At 75.2% G+C, this 18079-nt stretch carries 21 protein-coding genes; 14 read left to right on the forward strand and 7 right to left on the reverse strand.

Going from position 1 to position 18079, the window contains the following annotated elements:
- Positions 1–30 precede the first annotated feature (30 nt).
- Positions 31–675: a response regulator transcription factor gene (locus EDD39_RS25395; RefSeq protein ID WP_123560875.1), complete on the reverse strand. Its 645-nt coding sequence runs from the start codon at positions 673–675 to the stop codon at positions 31–33.
- The gene (locus tag EDD39_RS25400) at positions 672–1943 is read right to left on the reverse strand and encodes a sensor histidine kinase (protein WP_208765580.1); all 1272 of its coding nucleotides are present in this window, start codon (positions 1941–1943) and stop codon (positions 672–674) included. Before EDD39_RS25400 ends, EDD39_RS25395 begins: the two co-directional genes overlap by 4 nt.
- 165 nt (positions 1944–2108) lie before the next feature.
- Between EDD39_RS25400 and EDD39_RS25405 the strand changes: the two genes are divergently transcribed.
- From EDD39_RS25405 to EDD39_RS25420, 4 genes are all read left to right on the forward strand, one after another.
- A complete protein-coding gene (locus tag EDD39_RS25405) occupies positions 2109–2510 on the forward strand; it encodes a pyridoxamine 5'-phosphate oxidase family protein (RefSeq protein WP_030912199.1) in 402 nt (133 codons plus the stop codon).
- 39 nt (positions 2511–2549) lie between these two features.
- Positions 2550–3227 carry a hypothetical protein gene (locus EDD39_RS25410; RefSeq protein ID WP_148089519.1) on the forward strand — a complete coding sequence of 226 codons (678 nt, stop codon included), beginning with the start codon at positions 2550–2552 and terminating at the stop codon, positions 3225–3227.
- Positions 3224–3580: a winged helix-turn-helix domain-containing protein gene (locus EDD39_RS25415; protein ID WP_123559640.1), complete on the forward strand. Its 357-nt coding sequence runs from the start codon at positions 3224–3226 to the stop codon at positions 3578–3580. The genes EDD39_RS25410 and EDD39_RS25415 overlap by 4 nt, the downstream gene beginning before the upstream one ends.
- 170 nt (positions 3581–3750) lie before the next feature.
- Entirely contained in the window at positions 3751–4542 is a 792-nt protein-coding gene (locus tag EDD39_RS25420; RefSeq protein WP_148089520.1) for a hypothetical protein, read from the forward strand.
- Between the two features lie 91 nt (positions 4543–4633).
- Here the strand turns inward: EDD39_RS25420 and EDD39_RS25425 are convergent, their stop codons facing one another.
- The gene (locus tag EDD39_RS25425) at positions 4634–5359 is read right to left on the reverse strand and encodes a MerR family transcriptional regulator (RefSeq protein ID WP_123559644.1); all 726 of its coding nucleotides are present in this window, start codon (positions 5357–5359) and stop codon (positions 4634–4636) included.
- A gap of 62 nt (positions 5360–5421) precedes the next feature.
- Between EDD39_RS25425 and EDD39_RS25430 the strand changes: the two genes are divergently transcribed.
- From EDD39_RS25430 to EDD39_RS25445, 4 genes are all read left to right on the forward strand, one after another.
- Positions 5422–5907, forward strand: a complete 486-nt coding sequence (locus tag EDD39_RS25430) for a DUF6194 family protein (protein WP_123559646.1) — start codon at positions 5422–5424, stop codon at positions 5905–5907.
- Between the two features lie 212 nt (positions 5908–6119).
- Positions 6120–6359 (forward strand): hypothetical protein, encoded by a 240-nt coding sequence (locus EDD39_RS25435; protein WP_123559648.1) that lies wholly within the window; start codon positions 6120–6122, stop codon positions 6357–6359.
- The gene (locus EDD39_RS25440; protein WP_123559650.1) at positions 6356–6838 is read left to right on the forward strand and encodes a Clp protease N-terminal domain-containing protein; all 483 of its coding nucleotides are present in this window, start codon (positions 6356–6358) and stop codon (positions 6836–6838) included. The genes EDD39_RS25435 and EDD39_RS25440 overlap by 4 nt, the downstream gene beginning before the upstream one ends.
- 31 nt (positions 6839–6869) lie before the next feature.
- Positions 6870–7943, forward strand: coding sequence for a serine hydrolase domain-containing protein (locus EDD39_RS25445; RefSeq protein ID WP_123559652.1), 1074 nt, complete (start codon positions 6870–6872; stop codon positions 7941–7943).
- A 53-nt stretch (positions 7944–7996) separates the two neighbouring features.
- Here EDD39_RS25445 and EDD39_RS25450 read toward each other — a convergent pair whose 3' ends face one another.
- Together EDD39_RS25450 and EDD39_RS25455 are read right to left on the reverse strand one after the other, a co-directional pair.
- The gene (locus tag EDD39_RS25450) at positions 7997–8773 is read right to left on the reverse strand and encodes a methyltransferase domain-containing protein (RefSeq protein WP_123559654.1); all 777 of its coding nucleotides are present in this window, start codon (positions 8771–8773) and stop codon (positions 7997–7999) included.
- Between the two features lie 213 nt (positions 8774–8986).
- Positions 8987–10621, reverse strand: coding sequence for an ADP-ribosyltransferase domain-containing protein (locus EDD39_RS25455; protein ID WP_123559656.1), 1635 nt, complete (start codon positions 10619–10621; stop codon positions 8987–8989).
- A 175-nt stretch (positions 10622–10796) separates the two neighbouring features.
- Here EDD39_RS25455 and EDD39_RS25460 point away from each other — a divergent pair, with 175 nt between their 5' ends.
- From EDD39_RS25460 to EDD39_RS25475, 4 genes are all read left to right on the forward strand, one after another.
- Positions 10797–11474, forward strand: a complete 678-nt coding sequence (locus EDD39_RS25460; RefSeq protein WP_123559658.1) for a macro domain-containing protein — start codon at positions 10797–10799, stop codon at positions 11472–11474.
- Positions 11475–11611: 137 nt separating this feature from the next.
- A complete protein-coding gene (locus EDD39_RS25465; RefSeq protein ID WP_123559660.1) occupies positions 11612–12241 on the forward strand; it encodes a hypothetical protein in 630 nt (209 codons plus the stop codon).
- Between the two features lie 88 nt (positions 12242–12329).
- Positions 12330–13868 carry an alkaline phosphatase D family protein gene (locus EDD39_RS25470; RefSeq protein ID WP_123559662.1) on the forward strand — a complete coding sequence of 513 codons (1539 nt, stop codon included), beginning with the start codon at positions 12330–12332 and terminating at the stop codon, positions 13866–13868.
- A complete protein-coding gene (locus tag EDD39_RS25475; protein WP_123559664.1) occupies positions 13861–15123 on the forward strand; it encodes a hypothetical protein in 1263 nt (420 codons plus the stop codon). Before EDD39_RS25470 ends, EDD39_RS25475 begins: the two co-directional genes overlap by 8 nt.
- A 37-nt stretch (positions 15124–15160) precedes the next feature.
- Here EDD39_RS25475 and EDD39_RS25480 read toward each other — a convergent pair whose 3' ends face one another.
- Entirely contained in the window at positions 15161–15634 is a 474-nt protein-coding gene (locus EDD39_RS25480) for a MarR family winged helix-turn-helix transcriptional regulator (RefSeq protein WP_123559666.1), read from the reverse strand.
- Positions 15635–15746: 112 nt separating this feature from the next.
- Here EDD39_RS25480 and EDD39_RS25485 point away from each other — a divergent pair, with 112 nt between their 5' ends.
- A complete protein-coding gene (locus EDD39_RS25485; RefSeq protein ID WP_123559668.1) occupies positions 15747–16835 on the forward strand; it encodes an epoxide hydrolase family protein in 1089 nt (362 codons plus the stop codon).
- A 38-nt stretch (positions 16836–16873) separates the two neighbouring features.
- Here the strand turns inward: EDD39_RS25485 and EDD39_RS25490 are convergent, their stop codons facing one another.
- Positions 16874–17410, reverse strand: coding sequence for a 2'-5' RNA ligase family protein (locus EDD39_RS25490; RefSeq protein WP_123559670.1), 537 nt, complete (start codon positions 17408–17410; stop codon positions 16874–16876).
- 62 nt (positions 17411–17472) lie between these two features.
- On the opposite strand from EDD39_RS25490, the gene EDD39_RS41340 reads away from it, so the two are divergent.
- A complete protein-coding gene (locus EDD39_RS41340) occupies positions 17473–18027 on the forward strand; it encodes a DUF2809 domain-containing protein (protein ID WP_123559672.1) in 555 nt (184 codons plus the stop codon).
- Positions 18028–18079: the final 52 nt, after the last annotated feature.

Here is an 18079-nt window from a genome sequence, read left to right on the forward strand (position 1 = left end):
AGCGCGGTCCGCGGCGCGGCTGCGCCGCCGTCAGGCCCTGAGGTGGGCGAGGACGGCGAGCACCCGGCGGTGCTGGGTGTCATCGGGTGGCAGGCCGAGTTTGGCGAAGATGCTGCCGATGTGCTTCTCCACCGCGCTGGCCGACAGCACCATCCGCCGGGCGATCTCCGTGTTGGAGTGGCCCTCGGCCATCAGGGCGAGCAGCTCCCGTTCCCGCGCGGTCAGCGCCCCCAGAGCGCCCTCCCGGCGCTGACCGGCCAGCAGTTGGGCGATGACCTGGGGGTCGAGCACCGTACCGCCGTCGGCGACCCTGGCCAGGGCGTCCAGGAACTCCGCGACCCGCGCGACCCGGTCCTTCAGCAGGTAGCCGACCGCTCCGGCGCCGTCCGCGACCAACTCGGCGGCGTAGCCGGCCTCCACGTACTGGCTGAGCACCAGCACCGGGGCGCCGGGCAGTTGCGCGCGGGCGGTGATCGCCGCGCGCAGGCCCTCGTCGGTGTGGGTCGGCGGCATCCGCACGTCGACGACCGACACGTCCGGGCGGTGCCTGAGCACCGCCTCGACCAGTGCCGGGCCGTCGCCGACCGCCGCCAGCACTTCGTGGCCCTCCTCGGCGAGCAGCCGGACCAGGCCCTCGCGCAACAGCACGGCGTCGTCCGCCACCACCACCCTCAACGGCACGGTACCTCCCCGGTGATCGTCGTCGGGCCGCCGCTCGGACTGGTGATGAGCAGTCGACCGCCGACAGCGTGCAGCCGGTCCTCCAGCCCCTGCAAGCCGTGCCCCTTGCCCAGAGCCGCGCCGCCCGCCCCGTCGTCGCGGATCCAGACGCGCAAGGCCCCCGCCTCGTGGCGCAGACCGATCACGCACCGGCCGGCGCCGCTGTGCTTCGCCACGTTGGTCAGCGCCTCGGAGACCACGAAGTACGCAGCCGTCTCGACCGCGGGATCCAGCCGGAGGTCCGGGCCTGCCGGGGCATCGAGTTCGGCCGGGACGGGGGAGCGGAAGGCCAGCGCGGCGAGCGCCTCGCGCAGGCCGCGGTCGACGAGGATCGGCGGGGCGATGCCACGGGACAGGGCCCGCAGCTCGTCCAGCGTCTCCCGGGTCTGAACGATGGCGTCGGCGAGCGCCTCCCGGACGGCCGCCGGCCTCCTGTCGAGGTTGTGCTGGGCGCGGCCCAGTTCCATCGCCAGGCGGACCAGCCGCTGCTGCGGCCCGTCGTGGAGGTCGCGTTCGAGCCGGCGCAGCGCGGCAGCCTCGGCGGTCACCGCGGCAGCGGTCTGGGCCCGGGCGGTGTCCCGCTCCTGTTCCAGCCCCCTGATCCTGCCCAGCACCGCGGACTCGTCCCACAGCAGCACTCGTCCCAGCCCGGCCTGGGCCGCGACGCACACCCGGGTCACCAGCGGCAAGGTCAGCAGCACCAGCAGACCGAGCGTGAGACCGAAGGCGGCATGCAGGTTCGGCGATCCGAGCTGGATGCTCATGCTGGTGTGGGCGCCCACGGCCAGGGTCATGGGGTGCTGCGGACCGGGATCGAGCCGGGCGCGCAGCGGGGAGGTGAGGCTGGCCGCGCTGACGAACCACCACAGCGCCGTCACGACCGAAGTGACCAGGACTACCGGGAGCACCGCCACGGCGTGTCCCGCATCGAGCCACGGCCCCGGGGCGGACGGCACGCGCGGGGCAGACGAGGCGGCGGCGCTCCCCTGCCCAGGCGTGCCGGTACCGGCGGTCAGGGCACGCAGCTTGGCGATCCGCCACCGCTCCAGGCCGGCGGACCACCGCGCCCCGCCGACGCACACCAGGAGCACACCGACCAGGGCGGTCACCGGCGCGGTCAGCAGGTACAGCGACTCCACGAGCGTGCGACGCCCCGCGCGCACGACGATCCCGGCACCGGGTCGCCACCAGCCCCGGGCCGCGGAAGGGGGAGACTCGGTCACAGCCCAAAGGGTAATCGCCGCCCCGCCCCGCCCTGCCCCGCACGGAGACAGCAGGTGCTCGACCCCCGCGCCGCGGAGGGCCGCGAGCCCAGTGCGGACGGGCCGAGCCGGTCAACGGGGCATCCGAAGTGGGCGAGGACCTTCCTGAGTCCTAGCATGCGGACCATGGCACACGACATCCGCAACCTCGACCCGGCCTACCTCGCCTTCTGGCGCGAGTACCAGCTGTGCACCCTCACCACGCTGCGCCCCGACGGCACCCCGCACGTCGTCCCGGTCGGGGCGACCTTCGACCCGGTCACCGGCATCGCGCGGGTGATCAGCGACGGGGGGAGCCGCAAGGTCCGCAACGTGCTCGCGGCCGGCGAGGCCGGGCAGCGGGTCGCGCTCTGCCAGGTCGACCGGGCCCGCTGGGCCACCCTGGAGGGCCGGGCCGTGATCCGGCGGGACGCGGAGTCCGTCGCCGACGCCGAGCGCCGCTACGCCGAGCGCTACCGGCAGCCCCGGGAGAACCCCGGGCGGGTGGTGATCGAGATCGCCGTCGACCGCGCGCTCGGCCGGGCCTGACGGAGCGTCGGGAGAACCTGCAGGTCAGCCCTCGGCGAGTTGACCAGGAAGGTGCGGGCGGTCCAGCGCGACGCGTGGATCCCGCTGCTGCTGTTCGGCCTGGTCACCCTGGGCGGGGTCCTGGTCGGCCGGCTCACCTACCGCCAGGAGGCCGTCCCCTGCCCCGGCGGCCCGGCCGGCCCCGGAGGCACCTGCACGCTCACCCACCAGGGCGCGCCCGCCTACTGGACGGTCGGCCTGCTCGTCGCGTACGCCGTCACCGCCCTCTGCTACCTGCGCCGCTCCCGCCGCCGCGGCGTCGGTACCCCCGTGCGCCCGTACGTGCTGGCCGGGGCCGCGGCCGTCGTCGCCCTCGCCGTCACCACCTGGTGGGGCGCCTCCCAGCCCGCCCCCGGCGCCGACCTCGACTTCTGGGGCCTGCACCTGGCCGCGAACGCGCGCGGCACCCTGCTGCTCCAGCAGTTCCTCGGCGGGGCCGCCGCGATCGGCGTGCCGCTGCTCGTCCTGGCCCGGATCGAACGCGGCCGGGCGCTGGCCCTGTTCGCCCTCGGCTACCTGCTGGTCGAACTCGCCCCCGTCACCTCCGGCTGGTGGGGCCACGGCGCCGGGCCCTGGTCCGCCGTCACCCGGCACGGCATCCCCGCCCTGTACCTGCTCACCGGCGCCCTGCTGTTCGGCCTCGCCACCCGCCGCGCCCGCCCGCAGGCCGCCCGGTGACCTCCGCGGAGACCCCCACCGAGAGCCCCGACGACGTCGAGCAGCACCCCGCCAAGGCCCTGGACGACACCGTCCACCAGCGCGTCCGCCTCGGCATCCTCACCGTCGCCCACCAGGCCCGCCGCGCCGAGTTCGGCTTCCTGCGCACCGCCCTCGACCTGACCGCCGGAAACCTCGGCCAGCACCTCACCGTCCTGGAGAAGGCCGGCCTGGTCGCCGTCGAGAAGGGCTACGAGGGCCGCCGCCCCCGCACCTGGATCACCCTCACCCCGGCCGGCGAACAGGCCCTGCGCGAGGAGGTCGCCCAGCTCAAACGCCTGATCCGGCAGATCGAAGCCGCCGACGGCACCTGACGCCCCGCCACGTCGCCCCCGCCGCACCCCGCCCGGCCCGGCCCACGCGAAACCCGGATGCACCCCCGCCCGGCCGGGTGCCAGACTGCGCCGGCCGATCGCGCCCGGCCGGGCCGGGCCGGTCCGAACCACCGGGCCCGGCCGGGCCGGACCACCCGGAGGGGAAACCGATGTCGCACTACCAAATGCTCGTCGTCCTGCCGCCGACGCCGCCCGACCGCTACTACCAGGAGACCGCCACCCGCCTCGCGCCCTACCGGATCGAACTGGAGGTGCCCCAGTACCGGGACTACGCCGCCGAGCGGCCGCAGGACGAAGGCTGGGTCCGGGGCATGCGGGAGAACGGGACGCTGCCGGACCGGGACGGCCTCAGCTGGGCCGAGGTGGCCGAGACCGTCAACCGCAGGCTCGACCAGCCGCCCGGCGACCCCAACCACGTGTACGTCGACGAGGCGGGACGCGGCTACTTCCTCAGCACCTACAACCCCCGGGCCGAATGGGACTACTACAGCCTCCACCAGCAGGACGGCCCCTACCTGCTGCACCTCCCGGAGGCCGCCGGGGACCCGCGGCTGCTGGTCCACGACGACTACGAGCCGGACCCGGAACGCGACCGGCTGCACGGCCTGCCGCACCGCTGCGACGGCGGCCCGCGCGGGCTGCTGGACTTCGAGGCGCTGCGCGAAGCCCACGCCCGGATCATCGGGCGGCGGCACGACGAATGGGTCGCGTCCGGCGGCCCCCAGCCCTATTGGCCGTTCCCGTTCACCCCCGACCGGGCGGAGAACCTCGCCCTGGCCCGCGCCTCCGCCCTGCCCGGCTACGCCCTGCTGCGGATGGACGGCAGCTGGACCGACATCAGGCGGCGCGGCGACTCGGCGGCCTACTGGCAGGAGACCAACGACCACCTGGACGCGCTCGACCCGGACGCCGTGGTCCTCGCGGTCTCCTGCCACAGCTGACCGGTTCGGCCCGGCTCGGTCCCAGGCCCCGGCTCGGCCGCTGGCCCGGCCCCGGTTCAGCCCCCGGCCCCGGCCCCGGCCCAGCCCCGGTTCAGCTCCCGGCCCGGGCGCAGGCCAGCAGCGCGCCGAGTGCGGCGGCCCCCTCCAGCAGGGCCAGCGAGCGGGCGGTCAGGCCCTCGTCCCGGGCCGCCAGCGCCGCCGTGACCTCCACCGGGCCGCGGGCACCGCGCAGTTCGGGCAGCAGGGCGCGCAGCGGCCCGATCCGGTGCCCGGCCAGGCGCAGTTGGTGGACGATCCGGGCGTCGCGGACCTGGGCCGGGGTGTAGCGCCGGGTGCCCCGGACCGGGTCGCGGTCGGGGACGACCAGGCCCTCCGCGTCCCAGTGCCGTAGCGCGGAGGGGCGCACGCCCAGGGCGGCGGCCAGCTCGGAGACGCCCATCGCGTCCGAGACACGCACCTCGCCGATCGGCTCCTCGGCGATCGCCCCCGCCGCCTCCCGGGCCAGCCGCAGCCGGGCCCGCTCGGCGTCCAGCCGGGCGTGCGCCGCGTCCAGCAGCGCCAGCGCCTCCGCCCGGGGCGGCCGGTGGAAGGCCCGGACGATCCGCCCGGCCTCGGCCGGGCCCGCGCCCGCCACCAGCGACCGGTAGGCCAGCGCGGAGTGCAGGTGCACCTCGGTGTAGACCCGGTACCCGGCCGCAGTGCGGTCGGTGGGCGGCAGCACCCCGGCTCGCTCCAGGTTGCGGACCTGCTGCACCGAGCACCCGGCACGCCGCGCCACGTCCACCGTCCGCAGCACCCCCGAGTTGAGACTTTGCACCCGGATTCCCGCCTTTCGACCGCCGAAGTCTCCACAAGCATGTGAATGCCACGCTAGAGCACATGGCCATGGACGAGATCATCGACTTCACGGCCGCCCTCGACGGCGTCCTGACCCTGCGCCCCGCCCCCGGCGACGGCACCCCGGAGATCAGCTGGGGCGACGCCTTCTTCTACTACGCGCCCGACGGCGCCCTCCCGAAGACCGGCCAGCCCTTCGCGACGGTCGTCACCAAGGACTACCCCGGCGACACCACCTCCCGCCTGGACCGGCCGGGCGCCTACCGGGTCAACATCGCCGCCGGCAAGGAGGAACTCGCCCACCGGACCGGCCGCACCCCGGCCCCCGGAACCGACGGCACCGACGGAGCCGACGGAGCCGACGACAGCGATGACACCGTGATCGCCCACCCCGTCTACGCCGCCGCCGGCTGGCTGGCCGTGGTGAACCCGGCCGGGCGCACCACCGAAGACGTCCGCCAACTCCTGCGCACCGCCCACCGGTTGGCCCGCACCCGGTACGAGAGGCGGGCCCGACCGGGGGAGTGACACGCCGGGGCCGGCGGGCCGAGGTGGCAGGCGATCCACGGGACGCGGCCCAGGCCACCGTCCGCGCCCGCTCTTCGTCCCGCGCCCGCTCCTCGCCCTGCGCCGACTCCTCGTCCGCGGTGCGCTTCCGGTCCGGGGCCGTCCGTCCCGGCACGGCCGCCGGGGAGCAACCAGGGTTGACTACGGCTGGTCAGTCAACCTAAGTTGCTCGCATGTCGTTGGAAGACGCCCCACCCCTCCCGCCGGACCCGGCCGACAGCCTGGCCGCCGTCGCCGCGCTGCGGCGGCTCGCCGACCGGCTTGAGGACGCCGCCGTCGAACAGGCCATGCGGGCCGGCTGGAGCTGGCCGCAGGTCTCCGAGGCGCTCGGCGTCACCCGGCAGGCCGTCCACAAGAAGCACGCCAAGCGGCTGATCGCGGGCGGGGTCGCGCTGAGGAGGCGAGGCGAATGAGCGCGTTCGACCGGTACCTGCACGCGCTGCTGCTCCGGGCGGCCGACGAGGCCCGGCAGGACGGATCGCCCACCACCGACGCCCACCACCTGCTGCTCGCCCTCGCCGCCGATCCGGCTCCCGAATCCGCGGCCGCCGTCCGCCGCCTGCTGGCCGACGCCGGGTTGGATCGCGACGGCGTACGGGCCGCGCTGGACCGGGAGTTCGCGCACAGCCTGCACGCGGTCGGCATCTCCCCGGAGGCCCACCGGCTGCCCCGCCCCACCCCGGGAGTCGAAGCGTCCCGGCTGGGCGCCTCCGCCAAGCTCGCCCTCGAACGGAGCTTCGCCACCGCCCGCAAGAAAGACCAGTCCGCCGCCCACCTGCTGCTCGGCATCCTGCGCGCCGAGGTCGGCACGGTGCCCCGCGCCCTCGCGCTCTCCGGCGTCGACCGCGAACAACTCATCGCCAGGGCAACCGAACTGACGGCCCATCAGTAGGCAGGCGCAGTCGAGCCAGGGGGCGACCGACATGCACAGCAGCAACGGCAGCAGCAACAACAGCAACAACGACGCCGCCGTCCGGGAACTCCTCGAACGGGCCGTCACCCGGGGTGGTGTCCCCGGCATCCTGGTCGAGGTCCACGACGGTGACCGGACCTGGCACGCCGGGGCCACCGTCGGCGGGCAGGAGCGCAGCCGGGACGACAGGTTCCGGATCGGCAGCATCACCAAGACCTTCGTCGCCACCGTCGTCCTCCAGCTCGCCGCCGAGGGGCGGATCGTCCTGGACGCCCCGGTGGTCGACCAACTATCCACCAATGCGTACGAGTTGGCCCGAGGCGTGACGGTCCGGAGGCTGCTCGACCACACCAGCGGGCTGCCCAACTACACCGACCATCCGGAGGAGCTGAACAGCCACCCCGTCCACGGGCCCGAGACGCTGCTGCGGATCGCGGCCGCCCACCCGCCCCGGTTCGCCCCGGGCACCGGCTGGGCGTACTCGAACACCAACTACGTGCTGGCGGGGCTGCTCGTCGAACAGGCCACCGGGCAGCCGCTGGCCGCCGAGATCCAGCGGCGGATCTGCCGCCCGCTCGGCCTGACCGGCACCCACCTGCCGGGCGCCGACGAGCACGCCCTCCCCGCGCCGCACGCCCGGCACTGGACCAAGCTGTTCCGCACCGGGCCGGACGCCCCGGTGCTGGACGCCACCGAGCTCGACCCGGCCCCGTTCTGGGCCGCGGGCGCGATGGTCTCCACCGCCCCCGACCTCAACCGCTTCCTCGCCGCACTGCTCTCCGGCCGCCTCCTCCGGCCCGCCCAGCAGCGGGAGTTGCTCACCACCGTCGCCACCCGCGACTGGATCCCGGACACCGCCTACGGCCTCGGCATCTGCTCGCTCGCCCCGCCCGGCGGCGGCACCTACTGGGGCATGGGCGGCGCCGTCTTCGGCTCCTGGACGTACGCCTTCGCCACCGCCGACGGCACCCGCCTGCTCACCGCCAACACCACCGCCGACTGGACCGACCCCGGCAGCGGCTGGGCCGACCCGATCGCGCTCTTCACCGACCTGCTCCGAACCGCTTTCGGGGCCCGGCCCTGAGAGCGCCCGGCCCTGAGAGCACCCGGCCCTGAGAGCGCCCGGCCCCGGACCGCTCAGGCGCGGGCCGTGACCACGTGGAAGGTGACGGTGGCCAGGAAGGTGCCGGTGGCCAGGTGGGCGAGCCAGCGGTCGGCGTCGTCGGGGGAGAAGTAGCCCGCGGCCACCGCGCGGCGGGTGACGCGTTGCAGGCCCAGGACGCGGTCGGCGGCGCCGACCTCGCGGAAGACCGGGGTGAGCGGGTGGACGTCCAGCACGTCCAGCCCGGACTCGGCTGCCAGGCGCGGGAGTTGGCTGCCGATCCGGGCGTTGCGCACCGCCTGGTCGGTGACGTACCGGGTGTACGCGGCGGTCAGCGCGGCGTCCGGGTGGTCGACGGTGAGCGTCCCCCAGTCCGGCTCGCCCAGCACCAGCAGCCCGCCCGGGCGCAGCACCCGGCGCGCCTCGCGCAGCGCGAGGCCCGGGTCGGCGACGTGCTGGAGCACCCGGTCGGTCCGGGCCCGGTCGCAGCTCCCGTCCGCCAGCGGCAGTTCGTGCAGGTCGCCGAGCCGGACGTCGACCTGCAGCAGATGGGCCGTCCGCTCGGCGGCGGCGTCCACGGCCTCCCGGTCGTGGTCCACGCCCAGCACGGTGCCCTCCGGGCCGGTGGCCGCGGCCAGCGCGGGCAGGTCGGCGCCGGGCCCGCACCCCAGGTCGACCAGCGTCTGCCCGGGCTCCACCGCCAGCGCCGCCAGCATCACCGACTTGTACTCCCGGCCGAGTTCGGAGACGGCCAGCCGGTCCAGGTAGGCGATCGGATCGGGCGGCACGGACTCGAACACACGGGAGGTCATGAAGCGCAGTCAATCAAACCAGCCCCCGGCAGGGAAGATCCCGGGGCCAGGACAAGGGGCGTACGCCGGGCCGGGGGGCGCACCGCGCCGCAACCGGCCACCGCGCCGCAACCGGCCACCGCACCGAAAGCCTCGGTCGGCGCCAGACGCCTCCGCCGACGTCCGGTGCCCCCGCCGGCGCCCGGCGCCCCCGCCCGGCACGCCGCGCGCCGCTCAGGAGACCAGCGGCGGCTCCGCCGACTCGGTGAGCGTCACCGTGCACAGCCCGCCGCGCTCCGCGACCACGTCCGTGACGGTCAACTGGGTGCCGGGCAGCAGGATGTACTCCTCCTCCTCGGTGAACGCCGAGAACTGCCGGATCCCCACCGCCCGGGCCGGCCGCACCTCGAACAGGGTGCGCTTGCCCCGGCTGCCCAGGAACGAGCGGGCCACCGCCGGGCGCGAGGTGCACGAGGACACGCCCCACCAGGTCACCGTCCGCCCCAGCGGGTACTGCGCCCGCAGGTCCAGCGCCACGCCCCGCCACAGCGGCTCCGGGCGCACCGGCAGCCGGCCCACCGCGTCGAACAGCAGCCGCAGGTACGGCAGGTACGGGGTCAGCCGGGCCCGGTCCGGGTGGCGCAGCGCCGCGTTCAGCTCCCGGTAGAACGCAGACTCGCAGGTGTACAGGTGCAGCGCCGCGACCGCCTCCGCGTCCAGCGTCCCGGCCGTGGCGTCCGCCGTTGCGTCCGCGTGCCGCTTGCCGAACTCGTGCGCCGAGCCGACGTGCCGCTCCAGGCCGCGCAGCAGGGCCGCGACCGGCTCCACCGCCTCCCGGAAGCCCAGCCGCTCCAGGTCGAACACGCCCGTGACGGCGGGCAGTTCGAGGCCCTCGTCCTTCACCGAGGCGAGCCGCTCCAGGTACAGCTGGTGCAGCTCCATGGTGGAGGCGATGAACGCCTCCATCCGGGAGGCGGTGCCCGCGTCGGTGCGCCCCTCGGCGGCGGCCGCGGCCTGCCAGCCGGCGCTCGGCAGCCAGTCCACCGGGTCCGCGCCCAGGCCCTCCAGGGCCGCGTTCACCTGCGCGAAGTGCTCGCCGTCGCAGAAGATGTCGCCCTGCGCCGCCGGGTTCGGGTGGTCGATGTGCCGCACCTGGACGTCCGGGTAGCGCCGGGCGATCCACTCCACCGACTGCTTCAGCGCCCGCGCGTGCGTCCCCCACCAGGCGAACACCACCCCGCGGTCCTCCTCCGGGCCCTCCTGCTTGGCCCGCAGGATCTCCTCCACGATCTTCTCCGCCACCGGCTTCCAGAACTTGGTGTGCACCGCGGGGGAGGTCGAACCGTCGCTGCTCGCCGTCAGCGCCGCGTTCAGCAGCAGCACGCCCTGGGTCAGCATCGCCTGGAACCACTCCGGCGGCTGCACGGTGCCCTGCTGCGCCAGCAGCGCCCGCAGGTCGGCGATCGGGGTCTTCTTCGGGATGCCGTACTTCCACATCGCCGCCGCCTTGATGATGCAGCGGATGCTCACCACCCGGCCGAACTGGCTGTCCTTCCAGTCCTGGAAGGTGTTGTCGAACATGGCGATGCCGGTCGCGCTCTCCGGCCGCGGGTACGGGTTCTGCCCGAACACCACCACCTTCCACTTGCCGGGCGGGTTCGGCTTCAGCGCCTGGAACGTCAACTCCCGTACCGGAACCACGTCCTGGGGCCGGTTCGGCCCGATGAACGACGCCGCGTCCCGGTGCAGCTCGATCGACCGCTTCAGCACCGGGAACCAGTCCTCGCCGCCGCCCTTGAACAGCTCGGCGAGCGCCAGCGGGTCGTCGGCGGAGGCGGCGGGCGAGGTGGGCGAGGTGGGTTCGGTCATGGCGGACTCCAACCGGGAGGGGATGCGAAAGGGGTGCGGGAGGGGGCACGGGAGGGGGTGCGATCGAAGATCACGCTAGGGCACGCCGCCGACAGGCCGCAGGTCCGCCCCTGTCAGTGCCCACCGGTAGCGTCGGAACCGACAACGAGCCCCCGGCCGAACGGAGTTCGCCCGTATGACCGTCAAGCACGCCCCCAAGCCGCTGCGCGTGGTGCTGACCGATCTCAACACCGACGTGGTGGCCGCCTGGCGCACCGCGTTCGCCGGCACTCCGGGCGTGGAGGTCCGCACCGGCTCGATCCTGGACGTGGACGTCGACGCCTGGGTGACGCCCACCAACTCCCGCGGCCTGATGAACGGCGGCCTCGACGCCGTCGTCAAGCGCCACCTCGGCGCGGGCATCCAGCTGCGCGTCCAGCGCGCCATCCGCGACGGCCACGGCGGCGAGCTGAAGGTCGGCAGCGCCGTCTGCGTGCCCTCCGGCGCGGCCGTGCCCCGCTTCCTGATCTCCACCCCCACCATGCGCACCTCCCACCAGGACGTCAGCCAGACCCTGAACGTCGCCCTCGCCTGCGCCGCCGCCTTCCAGGCCGTCCACCGGCAGAACGCCGCCACCCCCGGCAGCATCGCCTCCGTCGCGCTGGTCGGCCTCGGCGCCCAGACCGGCCAGGTCCCGGCCCAGGTCTGCGCCAACCTGATGTGGACCGGCCACTCGCTGTTCCAGGACCACGAGTTCACCGACGACGACGAACTGCGCAGCACCGTCACCGACCAGCTGAACGACCTGCTCGCCGCCCCCGCCGACCGCCCCGTCCGCCTCGCCGTCCCGACCCGCACCACCCGTCGCCGCTGACCCCTCGCCGCCCCCTCCGGGGAGCACCCCCCCCGCGCACCCGCCCGCGGTACGGACCGCCCCGTCTCTGCCCGTCGTCGAGGTTGGACGCCCCTCCGGGCGGACATCCTCAGCGGAGGGGGAGTCAGGGGGGCGGCATGAGCGGGTGGCAGACCGCGGGCATGGTGGCGCTGCCGGTGCTGGCCGGGTGGTCCGTGGCGCGGATCCTGGCGCGGGTGGGGGCCCGCAGCGGGGACTACGCCGCCGCGGCGTTCTGGTCGGCCCTGGCCATCGGCCTGGGTCTCGGCGGCGGCCCCGGCTGGCTGCTGGCCGCAGGCTGCGTGACGGCCGTCGCGGCCCTGCTGGCCCACCTGCTGGTGCTCGCCGTCAGGGCGGCGAACAGGCCGCAGGCCACGGTCGACCCGGCCGCGTTCCGGGCCCGGCTGCTGGAGGTCTGCACCGCGGACGGCTCCCCGCCGGCCCTGATGACCGGCGTCGGCCCGGACGGCACCATCACGGTCTGGGGCCTGGAGGAGGCCGGCGTCCCCCGCGACCGCCACCACCCCTCCGGGGCCTGCCCCAACTGCCTGCTGGAGGAGTTCGTCACCGAACTCGCCGTCAACGGCGAGCAGACCGTCCGGCAGTACCGCGCCCAACTGCGCCGCCGCGCCAACCAGTTGTTCGTGCTGCGCCGCGGTGTGATCTCCGGCGACTGGGAGGCCGAACTGAGCCCGGTCCGGGGCCCGAAGGCCCCGTACCGGCACGCCACCTGCCCGGTGCACCGGTAACGGCCGTCAACTCCCGCCGCTGCCATGTCACTTGGCGGCCTCCGTGGCAGCGGCCGGAGTTCACCCGGGCCCGCCAGCATGGGCGGCCATGAGCAACCTCAGTCGCCGCATCTTCCTCCTCGGCGGGCTCACCACCGCAGGCGCCGTCGCGCTCCCGCTCGGGGCGTCGGCCCAGCCGTCGGCCACCGCCACCCCCTTCCCCTTCACGCTCGGCGTCGCCTCCGGAGAACCGGACGACAGCAGCGTGGTGCTCTGGACCCGGCTGGCCCCCGCCCCGACCAACGCCGACGGCCAGGGCGGCATGCCCGACGCCGACGTCGCCGTCGACTGGCAGGTGTCGGCCCGCGAGGACTTCGCCACCCTGGTCGCCTCCGGCACGGCCACCGCCCGCTACGCCCAGGCCCACGCGGTGCACGTGCTGGCCGGCGGCCTCGCCCCGGACGCCGAGTACTACTACCGCTTCCGCGCCCAGGGCTTCGTCTCCCCGGTGGGCCGCACCCGCACCGCGCCCTCCCCGACCACCGTCGGGCGCGACTTCACGATGGCCTTCGCCTCCTGCGCCCACTACGAGAGCGGCTACTACACCGCCTACCGCCGGATGGCCGACGACCGCCCCGATGTGATCCTGCACCTGGGCGACTACATCTACGAGGGCGGCGCCACCACCAACGGCGTGCGCCAACACCTCGGCAGCGAGATCGTCTCGCTGGCCGACTACCGCCGCCGCTACGCCCTCTACCGCACCGACCCGGACCTGCAGGCCGCACACGCCATCGCGCCCTGGCTGGTCGTCCCGGACGACCACGAGGTGGAGAACAACTACGCGGGCACGGTCCGCGCCGACAACAGCCCCGTCCTGACGGCCGCCCAGTGGACCGCCCGCCGCACCGCCGCCTACCAGGCGTACTTCGAGAACATGCCGCTGCGCGCCGCCGCCACGCCCAACGGCAACAGCATCCAGCTCTACCGCCGGGTCCGCTGGGGCACCCTGGCCACCTTCCACCTGCTCGACACCCGCCAGTTCCGCGACGACCAGGCGTGCGGCGACGGGTCGAAGGTCTGCGCCGACGCCGACCTGACCAGCCGTTCGATCACCGGCGCCGCCCAGGAGGCGTGGCTGCTCGACGGCCTCGGCCGGCGCCTGGCCACCTGGGACCTGATCGGCCAGCAGGTGTTCTTCGCCCGCAACGTGAACGCGGCCGGCGCGATGAACATGGACGCCTGGGACGGCTACCGGGCCAGCCGGGCCCGGATCCAGCAGGGCATCATCGACCGGGCGGTGCGCAACCCGGTGGTGCTGACCGGCGACGTGCACGCCTCCTGGGGCAACGACCTGAAGGCCGACTACGCGAACCCGTCCTCGGCGACGATCGGCTCCGAACTGGTCTGCACCTCCATCACCAGCGGCGGCAACGGCAGCGCCACCACCACCGTCCCCAACGGCGCGCTCAACCCGCACCTGCGCTTCTACTCCGACCGGCGCGGTTACGTCCGCACCCGGATCACGCCGGCGCAGATCACCGCCGACTTCCGCTCGGTGGCGACGGTGACCGAACACGGCGCGGCGGCGACCACCGCCCGTACCTTCCACCTCCACGACGGACAGCCGGGGTTGGCCGATGCGTAGACTTCCCGCCCTCGGCGCGGCCGCCACCGCCCTCGCCGCCCTGCTCGCCCCGGCCGCCCCCGCCTCGGCGGCCGGCCCCACCTCCTGGACGGCCGCGAACAGCACCGCCACCGGCGACCAGGACACCTCCGCGATCGCGGCCGACCGCCTCGGCGACACCGCGGTGGTCTGGGAGGACGACCGCGACACCACCGACCCCGGCGACGACGCGCACAGCGACGTGTGGGTGCGGACGTTCCGCAACGGCACCCCGGTCTACGAGCAGAAGCTCTCCGCGGGCGGCACCGCGGGCACCGCCTGGCGGCACCTGCAGCCCGACGTCGGCCTCGACGACCGGGGCAACGCGGTGGTGGTGTGGGCGGAGGACCCGGACGGCAACGGCTACTACAACATCGCCTACCGGGTGCTCTCCCCGACCGGCGCCCTGCTCGGCTCCGGCCGCGCCAACGCGAACGCCGACGGCCAGCAGACCCACCCGCGCGTCGCCGTCGACCCGGACGGCGCGCCCGGCAGCACCACCGCCGTCGCGTTCACCGTGGTCTGGGAGGACGTCCAGAGCGGCGCGGCGGCCACCGTGAAGGCCGCCGGGTTCACCGGGACGGCCACCAAGGCGTACGAGGTGACGGTCAACGCGACCGGCGGCGCCCACCACAACCCCGACGTCGCCACCTCCGCCTCCGGCGACGCGGTCGTGGTCTGGGACGAGGACACCGACGGCAACGGCTACGACCAGATCGGCCTGGTCGAGCTGGCCAAGGCGAACGGGGCCGTCACCCTCACCCGCCGCAGCGCCAACAGCATCAGCGCCGGCCGGCAGCAGCACCCGGCCGTGGCCGCCGACTTCAACGGCGACTTCGCGGTGGCCTGGGAGTCCGACCACACCGGCACCCGCGGCGTCTGGGCCCGCTCGTTCACCGCGACCGGCACCCCCGGCCCGGCCGAGGTCGAGGTCTCCGACGGCCCGGGGGCCGGCAGCCCCACCGTCGGCATCGACGACCAGCGGGCGGCCGTGGTCGGCTGGAGCGTCTCCGGCACCGACCCGGCGGTCCGGGCCCGGGGCCTCAACCCCGACGGCAGCTCCACCGGCCGGCTGCCCGCCCAGTCGGTCAGCCGGAGCACCACCGGCCGCCAGGAGCAACTCGCCGTCGCCTCCTCCCCGTTCGGCAGCCTGGCGATCTCCTACACCGACGACAGCGACGGCAACGGCTTCGACCAGGTGCTGCTGGGCCTGGGCGCGAGCAACTCGGACTGGTGAGCGCCGCCTGACGGGCCGCCGGGACCCCGGCGGCCCGTCAGGCGTTCCCGTCTCCGTGCGGGGGGCGGTGACGGTCGTTCAACAGGGCCAGCAGGCGGGTGAGTTCGGCCTGCTCGGCGGGGGCGAGCGGGGCGAGCAGGTCCTGCTGGGCGGCGGAGACCAGGGCGTCCAGGCGGTGCAGCCGGGTGCGCCCGGCGGGGGTGAGGGTGATGACGTTGCGGCGGCGGTCGACCGGGTCGGGGTCGCGGACCAGGAAGCCGGCGTCGGCGAGCTCGTTCAGCACGGCGACCATGTCGCTGCGGTAGATGCCGGTGCGGCGGCTGAGCTCGGCCTGGCTGGCGGGTCCGGTCTCGGCCAGCGCGACCAGCACCGCGAAGTGCCACTTGCGGGCGCCCGCGGCGGCCAGCCGCTCGGCCACCAGCCGGTCGGCGGCCGCGGCGGCCCCGGCCAGCAGCCGGCTGGGGATGGCGCGCAGCCGCTCGGGCGTGGCGTCCTCGGGGGCGGGGCTCATGGGCGGGTCCTCCACTGTTGCGTTAGTGCCACTAACAGTCTACCTTCGTTAGTGCAGCGAACGTTTATTTTACTAACGAACATGCCGCCCACCGCACCCGAGGGGGAACCCGATGATCGAGCCCTACCGCATCCACGTCCCGCAGGCCGACCTCGACGACCTCGCCGACCGCCTCGCCCGCACCCGCTGGCCCAACGAGATCGACGACGCCGGCTGGGACTACGGCTTCCCGCTGGCCCGCCTCCGGCAGCTCGCCGACCACTGGCGCACCCGCTACGACTGGCGCGCCCACGAAGCCCGGATCAACGAACTCCCGCAGTACACCACCGAGATCGACGGCCAGCGGATCCACTTCCTGCACCTGCGCGCCGAAAACCCCGACGCCCTCCCGCTGATCCTCACCCACGGCTGGCCCGGCTCCTTCCTCGAGTTCCTGGACGTCCTCGAACCGCTGCGCCGCGACTTCCACCTGGTCGTCCCGTCCATCCCCGGCTTCGGCTTCTCCGGCCCCACCCGCGACCGCGGCTGGGACGTGGCCCGGGTCGCCCGCGCCTGGGCCGAACTGATGGACCGCCTCGGCTACCGGCACTACGGCGCCCAGGGCGGCGACTTCGGCGCCGGCATCTCCACCGCCCTCGGCGCGCACGCCCCCGACCGGGTGGTCGGAGTGCACGTCACCTACCAGCCGCTGCCGCCCGACCCGGAGGCCGGCCCGCTGTCCGCCGCCGACGAGGCCCGACTCGACACGGTCCGCGCCCTCCAGGCCGCCCGGCCCCCGTACCAGGCCCTGCAGGCCACCACCCCGCAGACCCTCGGCTACGCGCTCACCGACTCCCCGGTCGGCCAACTCGCCTGGATCGCCGAACGGTTCGCCCACTGGACCGACCCGGCCACCCCCGTCGACGACGAACGGCTGCTCACCGACGTCTCGCTGTACTGGCTCACCGCCACCGCCGCCTCCTCCGCCCGCCTCACCCGCGAGACCCCGCGCGGCGGCACCCCCTGCCCGGCCCCGCTCGGCGTCGCGGTCTTCGCGCACGACATCACCCTGGCCGTCCGCCCGCTGGTCGAACGGCGCTACGACGTCCGCCACTGGTCGGAGTTCGACCGCGGCGGCCACTTCGCCGCCATGGAGGTGCCCGACCTGTTCGCCCGCGACGTCCGGGAGTTCTTCACCGCCCTGGCACCCCCCGCCGCTTGACCGCAAGTGGGGTGCAGAGGAAAGAAGTTGACGCTACATCAGCTCTTTCGCGGGGCGGACAGTGCGGCGGTCAGCTGACTCTCGGAGTCGAAGGTGCGGGCTCCGTCGAAGACACCCACCAGATCCGGGTGGCGGCCCAGCACCTGGTGCGCCAGGGCCAGGCCGTCCGGCTCCACCCGGCGGGTCAGGCCCAGGTGCGGCATCCAACGGCCGGGCAGGTAGAGCGGGTTGGGTTCGGGGGCGTCCGCCAGCAGCCGCCACACCTCGCGGTGCAGGTCGACCAGCGCCGGGCCCGGGACCACGCCCCAGGCCAGCACCCGACGGCGGCTGCGCGCACTGAACGACAGCAGGCCGGACAACCGGACCTCCAACGGCATTGCTACGCCCAGGAGTTCGCCGATCTCCGCGAGCCGCTCCGGGGCGATCGCCCCGCACGCCGCCAGGGTCAGGTGCGGGCGGTGCGCCGGGTGCGGGTTGTCCGCGAGCGAGTCCACCCCGCCGTCGGCCAACTGCCGCCACACCGTCCGCACCGCCCGGTCGAACGCCGGATCGCAGGTCAACTCGATGGTCCGCATGCCCCCACCGTAGGACCGGCCCCGGCGGCACCCGCGCCCACCCCGTGTGGTGGGCTGTCCGGATGCCCCGCACCGACCGGCACCCGCCGCACCGCCCGCACCCGCTGCGCCCGCCGCACCACCCGCCGCACCCCCGCCCGGACGGGCCGGAGGCGGACCTCGGACGGGACGTGACGGGGCATCGGGAGGCCGCGGCGGAGCCCGGGCCGCGGGGCGGCGGGCGCCGCCCGGGGGAGTGGCGGGCCCGGGCCGGCTGGACGGCTGCGGCGGGCGCGGTGCTGGCGTTCGGCCTGGTCGCCCCCGGGCTGGTGCCGGCCGGCGCGGCCTCGCTGCTCGGCGGGGCGCTGTACACCGCCCTGCTGTACACCCTGCTGTCGGCCGCCGCGCCCCGCCTCGGCCCGTGGACCGCCGGCGCCGCCGCGCTCGCCGCCGGCTGGGCGGTGGAACTGTTCCAGCTCACCGGCCTGCCCGCCGACCTCGGACGGCACAGCCGGCTCGCCCGGCTGGTCCTCGGCACCACCTTCGACCCGGCCGACCTGCTCGGCTACGCCCTCGGCGCGGCCGCCGCGACCGCCCTCCACCTACTGGCGCGCCGCCCCGCCCGCCGGGGGCGGTGAAAAGGGGAGACGGTGCGTCAGGGAGTCGGAAGGCGGCGGGAAGGGAGCCGGA

The organism is Kitasatospora cineracea, assembly GCF_003751605.1.
In the GTDB taxonomy this organism is placed as follows: Bacteria; Actinomycetota; Actinomycetes; order Streptomycetales; family Streptomycetaceae; genus Kitasatospora; species Kitasatospora cineracea.